This is a genomic window from Shewanella inventionis (genome assembly GCF_014641855.1).
Lineage (GTDB): Bacteria > Pseudomonadota > Gammaproteobacteria > Enterobacterales > Shewanellaceae > Shewanella > Shewanella inventionis.
In genome coordinates this window covers 1-13,188 of sequence record NZ_BMII01000062.1, presented here as the reverse complement: position 1 = coordinate 13,188, position 13,188 = coordinate 1, and the positions used below count along the sequence as shown (strand labels likewise).

Annotated in this window: 10 protein-coding genes and 1 pseudogene; 6 read left to right on the top strand and 5 right to left on the bottom strand. The window is 39.5% G+C overall.

All coding sequences use genetic code 11. The features are described 5' to 3' along the window. From IEW93_RS20845 to IEW93_RS20830, 4 genes and pseudogenes are all read left to right on the top strand, one after another. Positions 1–235 (top strand): annotated as a pseudogene (locus IEW93_RS20845) (IS4 family transposase); the annotation flags it as partial. Positions 236–670: 435 nt separating this feature from the next. Then, complete coding sequence (locus tag IEW93_RS20840; protein ID WP_188741139.1) at positions 671–1,255, top strand: hypothetical protein; 585 nt, start codon at positions 671–673, stop codon at positions 1,253–1,255. Continuing rightward, positions 1,248–3,449: a site-specific integrase gene (locus IEW93_RS20835; RefSeq protein WP_188741138.1), complete on the top strand. Its 2,202-nt coding sequence runs from the start codon at positions 1,248–1,250 to the stop codon at positions 3,447–3,449. Before IEW93_RS20840 ends, IEW93_RS20835 begins: the two co-directional genes overlap by 8 nt. After that, complete coding sequence (locus tag IEW93_RS20830) at positions 3,442–6,480, top strand: tyrosine-type recombinase/integrase (RefSeq protein ID WP_188741137.1); 3,039 nt, start codon at positions 3,442–3,444, stop codon at positions 6,478–6,480. The genes IEW93_RS20835 and IEW93_RS20830 overlap by 8 nt, the downstream gene beginning before the upstream one ends. 193 nt (positions 6,481–6,673) lie before the next feature. Here the strand turns inward: IEW93_RS20830 and IEW93_RS20825 are convergent, their stop codons facing one another. From IEW93_RS20825 to IEW93_RS20815, 3 genes are read right to left on the bottom strand one after another with little or no spacing between them, the layout of a single operon-like run. Beyond that, positions 6,674–6,904 (bottom strand): hypothetical protein, encoded by a 231-nt coding sequence (locus IEW93_RS20825; RefSeq protein ID WP_188741136.1) that lies wholly within the window; start codon positions 6,902–6,904, stop codon positions 6,674–6,676. Continuing rightward, positions 6,901–8,070, bottom strand: a complete 1,170-nt coding sequence (locus IEW93_RS20820) for a site-specific integrase (RefSeq protein ID WP_188741135.1) — start codon at positions 8,068–8,070, stop codon at positions 6,901–6,903. The genes IEW93_RS20825 and IEW93_RS20820 overlap by 4 nt, the downstream gene beginning before the upstream one ends. Before the next feature lie 14 nt (positions 8,071–8,084). Continuing rightward, positions 8,085–8,291: a hypothetical protein gene (locus IEW93_RS20815; RefSeq protein ID WP_188741134.1), complete on the bottom strand. Its 207-nt coding sequence runs from the start codon at positions 8,289–8,291 to the stop codon at positions 8,085–8,087. 136 nt (positions 8,292–8,427) lie between these two features. Here IEW93_RS20815 and IEW93_RS20810 point away from each other — a divergent pair, with 136 nt between their 5' ends. Then, positions 8,428–8,625: a helix-turn-helix domain-containing protein gene (locus tag IEW93_RS20810; protein ID WP_283104478.1), complete on the top strand. Its 198-nt coding sequence runs from the start codon at positions 8,428–8,430 to the stop codon at positions 8,623–8,625. 37 nt (positions 8,626–8,662) lie between these two features. Next, positions 8,663–8,914 (top strand): hypothetical protein, encoded by a 252-nt coding sequence (locus IEW93_RS20805; RefSeq protein ID WP_188741133.1) that lies wholly within the window; start codon positions 8,663–8,665, stop codon positions 8,912–8,914. A gap of 83 nt (positions 8,915–8,997) precedes the next feature. Here IEW93_RS20805 and IEW93_RS20800 read toward each other — a convergent pair whose 3' ends face one another. Further along, positions 8,998–12,009, bottom strand: a complete 3,012-nt coding sequence (locus IEW93_RS20800; RefSeq protein ID WP_188741132.1) for a UvrD-helicase domain-containing protein — start codon at positions 12,007–12,009, stop codon at positions 8,998–9,000. Between the two features lie 280 nt (positions 12,010–12,289). Beyond that, positions 12,290–13,075: a P-loop NTPase fold protein gene (locus IEW93_RS20795; RefSeq protein WP_188741131.1), complete on the bottom strand. Its 786-nt coding sequence runs from the start codon at positions 13,073–13,075 to the stop codon at positions 12,290–12,292. Between the last annotated feature and the right edge of the window lie 113 nt (positions 13,076–13,188).

Sequence of the window (13,188 nt, the reverse complement as noted above, 5' to 3'; positions counted from 1 at the left end):
GCGCAGTACCGCACTTCAGATAATGCCCTCAGTTTCACTGTTCAAAGCTGCAAAAAATGTGGACGTTTGGTTACTGCCTATCTTTGAATGTATCTGTCATCGAGCCTGGTCAGAAATAACAGAAAAGATAGACTGGGCGATTTGCTATATAACAAGAAACGCTCCAAAGTCACAGCAAAGAAAATCTAAAGAAGACATAACCTTAGATGGGATTTATGTCAGACTTAATGCTTAAGGTCCAGTGTATGTAAAGCTATACACCAGATTAAACAGCCAATACGATTTCATCATGGTCACCATTTAGTCACCATTTACGAAATTGAAGTTTTATGAGATGAAGAGTTAGCGCTATAGATGAAACCAAAAAACTAAATAACGCTAGAAAAGACAAAGGCCTAGCATTTCTGCTAGGCCTTCTAAATTTGGCAGGGGTGGCAGGACTCGAACCCGCAACCATCGGTTTTGGAGACCGACTAAAGCCCAAACGGGCTAGAATGACATCAACCAGCATTTAACGTAAAAAGCGGAGTATTCAATATTTTAACTGCAAAATATCGCCAAATCGAAAAGTATCATTTAACGCCTTTTATCACAGTTTTTTGCTTCGCAAGTTGACTTTTGGTCACAAGAAAATGTATACAGGTTCTACAAAGGATTGGAGGAAACTAGGATGGTTTCACTATTACACAAAAAATACGCTCGAAGAATACGCAAAGTATCGATTCATCCTTATGCCGAAGCAGCCTGGCGATTTACGAACAAGACGCAATATCTATTCAGTTCAGGATTAACGGCAATAGAGCAAATAAGGTTTGGCCCTCAACAAACACTACACGCTATACATAAGTCCGATACGCTCCAACTCATCAGCGGCTTTGAGTCCGCTTTTTTCGACCTCGGCAACATTCAGTTGGACGACTCAATCGTCATTGTTCATCCCTCGGCTTCCTCTCAGGCTTATATAGGGTCCCATGCCTGGAAAGCTGTAATCTCAAAATCATTATTCGGCTCGATCACTGAAGATAGCCTAGGTGCCACATTCGATAGCATTAATGAGCTAATGCCAGAACATATTATGCAAGAGCTGTTTAATGCAAAGAGGTTATCAGAAGAAAAATTCGCAAGTATGACCACAAAATCTCGAGGCTGTATTGCCAAACAAAGATCCAAAAAAAGGCGACTTGAGCAATCAACAATCGAAGCAAAAGATACAAAATCTGTATTAACAATGGTCTTGGAAAGTCTACATGAATGAGAACCAAAGTGGCAGTCGATTTACAAAAGAGGTGATATTAAATGCACTCAACAATGCATTTCCCAAAGCGTTATCAAACTATCATCATATTATTGCTAGGGAGGTGCTACGGCTTACGGACTTACTTAAAAGCCAGTATAAACGAGAGTTTAAAGAGCTAACTACAATCAAAGAACATGCCGAATCTTTTGCAGATGAAAGCATGGTCAATGTGGAGCACACCACTTTACAAGAATTATACAGCCATCTAACAAGCAGCAAGCAGCTCGAAAAATATTACTTTGTTGCGTTTATATCGTGTGTTATGTCATCGCCCTCCCAAGATAAAAATCAATATGACCAATATAAAGCGATAATCCTGCTCGTATCTGCCAGATTATACATGATGGGCTCACACGAATCGGCAATCAAAGGTGCATGCAATGAACTCAGACAGTGGGCGCTAGGTAAGCGTGATTCATTGTCCAATAACCTTCCAGACGTTATAAACAATGAAATAGATCTGCTATTACTCGAGCTTGATGATGCTCGTAAAAAAAACCTTGAGGTCAGCGCTACTGAGCAAGTGGGACATCAATTATCAAGAATGTATGTTCCGATCCGTGATAGTCACAACAACAAAGAAGGTATAACTCGGAACGTAAAGCCTCAATTTGGTCGTCGAAAAACAGTAATTATTGGCAAAAAAATTGAAGATGACACAGATGAATCAACCATCATTGAGCTAAGTGAGGTCACAAAAACAAAAGAGCAATGGCAACGTGAAGAATCGGGAACTCAAAAGACGAAGAATGCCTATCTAGTTTCAATGAAAAAGCCATCAATGAATGGCTACGCCATTCAAAAGCTACAAGCAAGAGCGAAGGTCAATCAAGTATTAAAGAACCAAATGTCATTACCATGCGACATCAATAATGCCAGCAATTTCGAAATAGAGACACTATTGAAATTTTGCTTAAATAACGATCAAACTAATGATTTAGCACGCTCATTCATCTTAGCTTCATTAATGCTCGGTAATTCTTTTGAGCAGCTTTCTCTTTGGCACTTCAACACCAAAGAAAATACCTTAATCAGACAACATCTATTGCCAACTCAAAAGTACAGACAAACGATAAAACCTTTAGTACAGCATATACAAAAGAGTTATAGCATCACATTACCTGCAATAATTAACAGTGCTGTACTGACAAAGTATGGTCAACAGGTCGAAAATGATATTGCCGATGTGTTATCAGCACTAAACAAAAAACATGGCACTCATTTAACTAAACGAAAAATAGCTAAATTTCTCGGACAAAAACTTAAACAAGAAGCTATAGACCCGACCATTATCGCACTCATAATGGGAGAGTCGGCCAATACTCATCCAGAACTCTCGTACACTCAATTGACAGGCAATCAACTAAGCCAAACTCATCAAAGGTATATTAACTATCTTGAGAAACTAGCAGAGCAAAAATTTCGGTATATTCATGCCCACCAAACATCGGATGAACTAATAGGCAGTCCTTTATTTATTAAAGATAACGTCATTTCAATCACTATCCAAAGTATACAAACAAAAATTGCAGCAGAACGCGGCATCGAAAGCGATAAATATCATAACTTCATTACATATTATGTACAGATAGCATTGGCAATATCGTCAGGATACCGACCTGTCACTGGATGGCTCGGGAAAATAACAGACTTAAACCTTTTCAACAAAACATTTTGGATTTCAGATAAAGAAATACAACAAACAACCAATGGTAGAGTGGTTGTTCTCCCCGATATAACCCTCTCTATTATTGAAAAATACATCGCTTATTTACACTTTTTTAAAGTTAAAACGAGGCGAATAGACATAAAATTAAGTCAACGCTATGAAGATGCCCTCAATGGGAAAGAACATTTATTTTTTTATCGTCAAGGATTAAGCATCGAAGAAGTTAGCCCTAAAAGTATGTCATCACATTTCGATAGCATAATCCCACTACCACTTAACTGGTATCGACATTATGCTCGGTCACTATTGGTATCAAAGAGTATCGACCCTGACCTCATAGCTGCTTGGATGGGACATGCAGAAGTTAATTCTCCGTCTTTTACACGATTTTGTTCGTATTCTATCGCTGATTTGAAAACAATCGCTCAGTGTATTAATCAGAAGCTCATTGATACTAACTTCAAGGCAATCGACTATGTCTAAGAACATTGGAGTTAAGCATAGATCTGATGCCAGAGCTTGCCATAGAAAGCAAATTATTACTAAAGCAGAACAGATTACCGCTAAACATTTTCCGAAGGGAAAACAATTACCGCTATCAACCGAATTTAATGATAACTGGCAGAGCCTTTTAGAGGATATTCAAAAATCATTCAGCTCTTTTAATGATTTGAGAACCGGCTTTAATCAGTGTGTAAAAATTATAAATGCCTACATCTATGAAGCTAAATCAACACTTGAACCGCTCTCATATTTAGTATTTCAAAAAGCAGAGCAATCGATAAGAAACCAAGAATGGATGCAGCAAAGCTGTGCTTTTCAAGCGCTATATACAAGCTGGTTCGAACACGTTAAGGACACAGGAACAAAGCAAGACGGAGCCGATATATTTCGTTCGATATTACTCTCATTTATTTGCCACTCAGGATGCTGTAACCATGATCTCGTCCGAGCATTCGCTACAAAACTATCAGGGAAATTAGATCTCAAGATAATCAACAACGCCTCATTTATATCACTGACAATCGATTCCGCTGGCTATAATACCAATATAAAAAACACTGAGAAAACAGAAACGATTTACCATTGTTACCTATCTCCGCTAACGTTGGCTTTTATCAAGCAACTCAATTCAGTTCAACATGAAGAAAGGTATCAATCATGGATAAAGCCTATTGAGAGTAAAACCCTACATGCATTGTTAACGAAAGGGTATCAAGTGAAGTTGCCCAATTTGGCTCAAAGCCTAAAAAAGCTCTGTATTTCTGCCATTGGAGTTATCGAGAGTTTACCGAACATAAATATCAACCAAGCCATACTAGAGTATGCAACAGGCAAGAATAAATCCTACTCCCTACCGCTGGATAATTTAGCCAGATTACAAACCAAACCAACATCAGCTATATCAACCCCGATTAGCTTTAAAAGAATCGACATTCCCTTTAAAAAGGATCCTATTGAGCATAGAAGTATTTTGCCTACAAAAGAGTTTTTTAAATGTTTAACTCATGCCCTACGTGAAAATGGCATTAAAAAACTATCACGCAAAGCACTTTCAACATCACTCGAATCATTAGCAGCACAGCATCAGTTATCGCTTGCACAACGCACACTATTAAGCTGGCTATTACTCAAGTCGCAAACATGCAAGCCATCAACTATTCGAAGTTATCACTCAACGCTCTCAAGAAAGTGGTTACTTTTTTCTGAGTATTATCAGTTAAGCATCATCGATGAACAGAGTATGTTAGATCTCTATCATCAACTTATTGATAACACTCCCACACAAAAACAAAAGTGTAATCTAGCGGCAAGATTAAATGATTTTCATGCCCATGCCGCCAGAGAGTTCGATTTCCCATTACTCAGTGAAGTTATTTACAGTGGTGACAAAAATAAAGCCCATACAAATGCAGGCTTCATTGACGAAACATTATTCAAAGCCTTATTAGGATCGGTTTTGATCATTGATGACTTAGATAACGAGGAGAAAGCAACATTACAAGCGGTACTGATTATAAGCTTTCGTTGTGGGTTGAGGATTAGTGAAGTCATCAAGTTGAGGTTGTCTGATATCGAAAGCTCGCCAACAGCATGGCTCGAAATTCGAGAAAATCAATATGGAAATAATAAAAGTCATGCTTCGCTACGGAGAGTACCTTTATACCCTCTTCTTTTGGAAAACGAAAAAAAAATTGTAAAACAAGTCCTTAATATCTCAAGATTGTCGGATGTAAAAAACACCAAATCAAAGCTCGCATTGGGGTTTGGTATCAATAAGAGTGAGCCTATAGATAAGTATTTTATGTCACATTTTACCAAGACAATGTTAAGAGAATTATCAGGCCTTGACCATTATGTTTTTCATCATTTAAGGCACAGTGCAATTTCTCGGTTGCAACTCATGTGTGAACTAGAAGACGCTCACGCAGTAATTCCAGAGGCAGTTCCATACAGCAACAGCATCTGTGAAAAAATCATTCACTTAATATCAGGAAACTCGGCAAGAAACCGGTATTATTCGATTGCATCGTTTGACGGCCACTCTGATCCTGAAGTTTGTTTTTCAAATTACTTCCATTTTTCAGATTTCATATTGGGTTATAAACTGTCTAAGATGCATTTGGATGTGACACAGAAACATATGTTCAATCTTGGTTTAGCGTCGAGAAGGTACATTAAAGCATTAAGCGATAATAAACCCGACGGCTCCCCTTTAGTTGCACAACAATTTGCACGATATTTGGTTAAAAAACTACACATAAACAAAATACGTACAATCAATGATGGCAGTGCTATTAGCAATAATGACATATCAAGCACGCAGAAACGCATGCCCTCCCAAGCGCCTTCTTTAAATACATGCTATGTCATTTTGCAGCAGATAAATTCAGGACTAGATCCAAGAGAGCTTAGTCATAAATTTCATATCGACCATGAAATCATCCAAAAATGGTATCGAAATGCAGTGGAACTCAGAAAAATAACAACCCGATCAGGTAACCCAAGGTTGAGAGCATATGGGAACGGTTTTCTACCACCAAAGCCATCGTCTTTGCTAGAACGTAGATGGTTAACAACACTGATTGATAAGATTAGGCTTCACTTTAAAGATGATAATAGAAACCTCATAAAAGTAATCAAATTTGCCCTTCAAAATACGTCTCAAAGTAAATCTGGAGTCTATTTTTCATCCCCAGAGGAGTTGACATTTTTTATCGATACATTTGCTTTTGCTATCCCCAAAAATAAATGGCGAGTCGTCACATTTTCAATGGAACACGCCTCACATAAAACACTATGGCAAAATGCTTATAAGGGGATCCAAAGTATTGTCCACAAAAAATCGTCCTCTATTGGTAAAGAAGGTCGTGGCGCAGTTAGATTAGAGCTTAGACACTCCAATGAAAAGGAGATGATGGAACGTCGAAACCAACGAAAATACTCATCGAATTCGCTTGTTTACTTACTGCATATGGCAGGGATCATGATGATGAAAACACAAGTTGAATGACTTGATAGTCGGCGTTTTTCAAGGTAGTTAGGTATTCCCATTCAGTTTAGGAAAAGATTTTACGGTGAACATTCTCTGACACTATACGGCACAATATTTAAAAAAATTTGGCTTCAATAAGCAAAATACACCGATCTATATTGACGGTGCACTTTGCTTATTAAAGTTAAATGTTAATGGCCATTATTACGGTTCAATACAAATAACCATTAGATTCTAATTGCCGTTTAAGCTTTTGCTCCCACCACAGAATATCGGGGATTTCCGTCTTAGGGTCGATAGACTCAATCCAGCATACTAGCGCTGAGTGATTCGTTTTCTGACTAGCCACTCCTAGTACACATATTAATTCGCGACCCGCTGGTTGACAGTAAAAACGTTGGCATAAGTAATAAGCAAGGTTGGCACATGTATTACGATTCATAAGTTTTTCCCTTCAATTTTTTGATTTAAAAATGCCTCAAATGCACTACCGTCTTGGCGCGTTAAATTGGGCACATACCGCGAGTAAACCGTAAATAACATGTTGGTATTAGCATGACCCATTTGCCGGGCAATCCACTCAGGAGACTCGCCAGAGGCCAACCACAAAGTAGCGGCTGTATGGCGAGTCTGATAAGGATTTCGCTGAGGGATCTTGGCTATATTCAACGTCGGGTACCAAACACGATAAGACATGTTTTTATTATTCATGGGCATGCCACCAGAGGTTTGAAATACAAAGCCTTTACCTGCCGACTTTTTTGCATGCTGGGTTAATGCTTCAAAAACTAAATCATTCATATCGATCTCTCTTAGCGATGTTTTAGTCTTTACTGGACCGAGCTTATTTCTCACCCAGGACCCACGAATTAAAATTTGTCGTCGAACCAAGTCAACATTTTCCCACTGCAAACCGTCTATCTCACCGGTACGCATACCAGTAAAAAAGCGCACTAAAAAGTAACAACGAAAATCAGGCCTAACAACGTCTAAAAATTTAAACACTTCATCAAGTGTGAAAGGGTGAACAGGCTTACGATTTACCGGCAATGGTTTAATAGACTTCCATGGACTCACAAAATCATATCGTTCAGATGCATCATTCAGCACTACTCGCAAAGGTGACAAAATTTGGTTGATGCGAGAAGCAGATAACGCTTTGGCAAATGCTTGGCCATCGACTAAATCCGCCCTAAATTTTAATATTTCAGCCTTGGTGATTGCCTGTATGTTGTGCTCACCAAATCGGGGCAAAATATAAAGATTCAAAATATCTTCGATTGTTCTTAACTGCGATGGACGCCACTCAGGTCGTTTCTCCAATAGCCATTGCGCTATAAATTCGCTAACGGAAGGTGTTGAGTCAGCTTGTTTTATTGCTGTCATACGGTCGTATTCTTGAAACTTTTTGACCTGTTTACTATTAGGAAAATGCCGGGCATATTCAAATTGATTCAAATGTATTTCAGCCTCAATTCGCTTTAACACTGCGGTAGCCCTTTTACGGTTTGCGGCATTGTCTTCAAGGGTGGTCATCTCCCGACAGCGTATACCTCTATACCTAAAATCAATCTGCAACTTATTGCTTCGTGTATTTATAGTCCCCATCTAATCGCCCTCCTCTACTTAGTTGGTAAGATGTCGGAGTAACCGAACAACATTAACTGCTCAACACTTTCCCAAATAAATAAAATTTTGCGGCCACCGAACGGGCGAATGTAGTGCACTCCTTCGAGCAAGATGGCATCTTTTAACTGATCGCGAATGGTTCTTGCATCATATTTAATGCGTGCAGAAAGCTCTTCTGCTGTTAAATAAGTATTAGACATAATATACTCTCCGATAGGTCATTTGATTCCATAGGAAGCCCCTTTAACCTCCTATAGAACAAATTTATGCTCATTTATTATCTTTTGCAAGCATTTTTTATCTGCAGGAGAACATTTTGTTTTATGGGAGTATATTTTGAAGTGTAATCTTTCAAGGATTCTCGGAGAAAAACGGTTAAAAGTTTCAGATGTCGCCAGAGATACAGATATCAATAGAGGCACAATAACTCGCCTTTACAATGACACCGCTACTCGAGTTGAGCTTGATGTCATTGAAACGCTTTGCAAGTACTTAAATGTAGAGATAGGTGAGTTGTTAGAGATACAAGATTAGAACCAAACTCAGTTAGACAATGCTCTAAGGAGCAATTATGGCAACTAGCCATCATAAACGTAACAAGCTAGAAATCGCGATAGACCCGTTTTTGTCTCAGAACGAAAAAGACTACCTAGTTCCCTTATTATTAGGTTGGTCTGGTGGCGCTGAAGCAGCTTTAAGCTGGTTTAAAAGCGAACCATTGGCGGCTTACGGAAATTTAACGGCCCAACAATTATGTGAATCAGGTAAAGCTGAAAGCTTCGTTGAGTATGTTAAAGGGTTAGAGTTGGGTGGTTTCGTATGAGCTATGCCTTAAATAGTTAGGATAAATCACCTCATTAAAATATAAACTGGCATTTGGTCAGATCAAATCTGAGCTAGTACAGATTAAGTAACCTCTTTACTCGGTAATTCTAGCTTAGCTTTATCTATAATATGACCGCAGCTTTGCTTGCTTTTATTACGGTAATTTCGGCAGCCCCAGAACTCACCATAAGGACCCTTTCTTAATTTCATATCGCCACCACAAACACTGCAAATTGGTACTGTATTGCTGCAGACGTCATTAAGACAGACTTTAAAGCCAGTAAAACGTTTACGCGTCATCGGGCTACCACAAAGCTCACAGCCCTCCTCTTTATGGTCACATAAGGGAAAGTGGGAACATGAGAAAAACGACTTAAAGTTGCCCACTCTTGGCTTTAAAGTGCCAGTAGTACAGCGAACACAACTTATGTCTTCAAATATTTTCTGTACCAAAGAGGTGCTGAACTCATCTTGCTCGATGGCATAGTTATCCTTGAGCAGTTCGACCACAAATGGACTTGCGTCAGTCATATCTGCTAGCACGTATGCGCGGTGTTTTGCGCGAGTTAGGGCGACATAAAACAATCGACGCTCTTCTGCAAATTCAAATGCCTCAGTCTTAGCTAAAAAAGCATCAAGTATTGGGGGCGTGACTTTCATAGACGGAAAGCCATGCTTGCCCGTTTGCATCCCCATGATCACCACGTAATCAGCCTCTTTACCTTTTGAAGCATGAAAAGACTGACATTCGATAGTCAGCTTTGGGTATTGTCTGTTTAACTGCTTTAGCCTAACGTTATCGGGTAGTTGAAACCAGAATCGCGCCAGCAGATACACTACAGGCTGGCCCTTAAGTTCATCTTCAACCTTTTCAACCTTTTCAACACGCTTACTAATCGCATTTAAAGCCTGTTCAAGTGCATTGTGGCTTGGCTCATCTTGCGTTGCAGGTTCTTGCTCACCTCGTCGTATCAATGACACTGTAGGGTAATCAACCTGAGAGACTGAACGGATATCTTTGTTAAGTTGCACGGGATTCTTAGTCACAAACTGTGTCGCAACATCACCAATACTACTGTTGAATCTGAACGTTTTATCTAAATACGTTTTCGCTGTAGGGCCGAAATATTCAGTAAACTGAGTGGTTAAACTGACGTCTGCTCCACTAAATCGATAAATTGCCTGCCAATCATCACCCACGCAAAACAGCGATGCTTTTGGTTTGCCCCCAGGTAAGCTGGAGTCCCTTAACGCTTTGACTAACCGAGCCCTAGGCTCTGAGATATCTTGAAACTCATCGACCATGATATAGCGCCATGGACTAAGAAATTGCCCTTGTTGAATATAGCGTAATGCTTTGCCTATCATGTCTTCAAAATCAATATCGCCAGAGGCTGACAATTGCTGTTGGTAACGACTTAATATCGGCTCTAGTAGTTCGAATGCTTTACGAATCTGCTTTGCATCTGCGGCATGTTTAAATACCTTATTTAATCCGTTTTCATCTAGGCAAGCAGCTTTATACAAGCCAATCAGCTTACTGAACAATTTGGCTAACTCAGTAACACGACCAAGTTCATTAAGTGTCGCTAGTATTGCTTCATCGGGTAGCGGAGACACTTTGATATCTAACGCATGAATAGCGTGCTCAAGCTTATGAGTGAGCAGACCTTTTTTATGCTGATAGTAAAATAGTTCAAGGCAAACTGTGCCGTGCTCTTTATGCAACTGTCGCTTCCACTCCATCGACTCCAAATATTGCTGATTGTCGATATAAGGGGCTGTACTATGATCTTCATCGATACCGTAATACTCGATATAAACACCATAGTCAGGTAGATAAAAATCAGGTTGATATTGGCGAAAATCCACACAACTTACATCGTGCTCATACTTAGCTTCATATTTGTATTCAATACCATTACTGAACAGCCAATTAGCTATGTATAGCTCGCCAAAGCTTTTTACCCGCTCCCTTTTCAGGGTGCGAATATCATTGTCATTAAGGTATTGAAAATACTCACCCAAAGTGTCGAAATCAAAAGGGCTTTTTTCAACGTAATAGTATTGACTAAAATACTCAAACAGTTGCTTACGATAGGCGCCATCTTCAATCAATGTTTCAAGCGTGCTTTGCACCCAATTGTCTTTCGCTTTTTCATCCTCAGCCCAAGGCGATAGGCTCGGTGACTTGCCTTCGACTTGAGCAATAACCCTTAAACCTAAGCTGTGGAAGGTGCTTGCTTTTATATCATCAGTACCAAGCTTCTCTTTAATCCGCTCATCCATCTCGTCAGCCGCTTTTCTGCCGTAAGCAAGCAGTAGTATTTCATCGGCTTGTGCCTGACCACTGTTAATTAAATAGCCTGCACGCCCCACCATTACGCTAGTTTTCCCCGTACCAGCCCCTGCTAATAGCAAGTTATTGTTATCATCAATCACACAAGCTCGTTGCTGCATCTCAGTCAGAGGCTTAGATTCAACATGTTCAAAAAAATCTGCAAACTTGAATAGCTGAGCTTTTACATAGTTTTCACGCAGTTGTTCGATGTCTGCTTTGTTCCAGCTATACATCTTCTGTAATTTGGCTAACGCTGCGTTTATATCATTCGCCAATGGCATATTTTCACACCAAGGGAACCAACGCCGATATTCACGCTCGATTCTTGCCTGCATCATCTCCAAGCGCGATTGACGCAAATATTCCTTAGCAAGTGTTAGTTCAACCCTAGCCACAAGATTACTCAACTGCTGGGCATTATGGGTAGCCCAACGTTGCGCTATGTCATTTTCAAAATGTTTTCGAGCAAAATAGCTGAGAAAAAGGACTTGATAAGCCTTACCTGAAACAGTAAATCCAAGCAGATAACCTAAAGGACTAAAACTAAACTTCGGTGGGCAATCTAATTGTTGCCATAAAAAACACACTTCAGCTGGTGGCTCTTTAACTGAACCGAACTTAGCTAAAAACTGCCCCTGAGCACGATAAAATGTAATGCCTTTCTCGGTGAGATCCACAGCATTTGGCTTGCCCCTATAAAAATGGCCAAACCAACTGTGCTTAATTGTTTGCGCTGACTGTTTTGATGACAAGGTATAACCTACTGCTAAATGGTGCTGATGGTATCTAGGCGTATAACGCCATTATAAACTTGATATTACGTTATTGTACGTACTATGCTTGTCGCAAGTGGATTGGGAGTACCCGGTCGGCGTCAAAACCTCGGTGAGTTTCATCGGGGTTTTCGCTATCTAGCGTTTGATAAATAGGTCTTTGTCATTAAGGGAAATACTTCAACCATCACTGCTCATAGCCATTACCTACCATTTTACGTCCGCCTTCACAGTAAAACTTTGCTTTTTTCATTTATCTTTACTGACGTTTTACGCAAGGCATGGAAACCTTGCGGACCCTATTTAAAATTACCTGTAACTTACCAGACTCATTGGGATAAATATCTTCAAGGTAATGATTTTGAACAGCTCTATCTCTGAGAGAGCGGCTACTTTCTAGCCTTTTTATAAACTCAGGTATATCAAAAGCGTAAATTGGTATACCTTCTGTGTAAACCTCATTGAAAAAAAGGTAGAAGATATGCTGTTTTAGCTTTTCACTATCAATTATCAATATAGGAAAAAGACCTTTTAATAGTGTTATCGAGTTATGAAGTCTAATCAAAGTTCTAGGGTTACCGATATTGAAAAGACCAGTGAGAAGAGTAAAGTATTCAACTTCCGCTAAGGTACTTTTCAGGTATGAGTCTGAAACTTCACTTGCTTGTTCCTCCTCGTTTTCAGCTTCCTCCCAATCTACTTTAAATTCTTTATCAGCCTTTTCTTTTACCTGTTGTTTTAGATATTCACTTCGCTTGAATGAGTCTGTCACTTCAATACCAACTTCAATCGAATCATAAAGTCGTTTCTGAATAAACTGAGACAGTTGAGAAGGATTTGGCTCATCCAGTTCTATAACTAACTGAAATAGTTTTCCTAAAAAATCACGGGCTATCTGCTGAGACTGCTTCTGGTCTACAAAGCTATTCAAGCTCTTTAGAGCGACGGCATTCAATAATTGTTCTCCATCAACTGTAAATACAACAATGACATTATCTAGGCTTGCCAGGAGCCTTATCGCCTCTAAAGTATCGGCGTTTTTCAAGGTAGTTGTCGCCTAAGCTGTTAAGCTGCTTCTTTTTTGTTCTCTGGGTTTAACTCCACCTCACCGATTTCATCCCAGTTTCTGGTGCCATTTGACCAGCGGTTAGGGTTAAT

Coding starts and splice junctions, on each gene's coding strand:
- IEW93_RS20805 (WP_188741133.1), top strand. CDS start 8,663: ATGGCAACTAGCCATCATAAACGTAACAAGCTAGAAATCGCGATAGAC.
- IEW93_RS20815 (WP_188741134.1), bottom strand. CDS start 8,291: ATGTCTAATACTTATTTAACAGCAGAAGAGCTTTCTGCACGCATTAAA.
- IEW93_RS20840 (WP_188741139.1), top strand. CDS start 671: ATGGTTTCACTATTACACAAAAAATACGCTCGAAGAATACGCAAAGTA.
- IEW93_RS20825 (WP_188741136.1), bottom strand. CDS start 6,904: ATGAATCGTAATACATGTGCCAACCTTGCTTATTACTTATGCCAACGT.
- IEW93_RS20835 (WP_188741138.1), top strand. CDS start 1,248: ATGAATGAGAACCAAAGTGGCAGTCGATTTACAAAAGAGGTGATATTA.
- IEW93_RS20830 (WP_188741137.1), top strand. CDS start 3,442: ATGTCTAAGAACATTGGAGTTAAGCATAGATCTGATGCCAGAGCTTGC.
- IEW93_RS20820 (WP_188741135.1), bottom strand. CDS start 8,070: ATGGGGACTATAAATACACGAAGCAATAAGTTGCAGATTGATTTTAGG.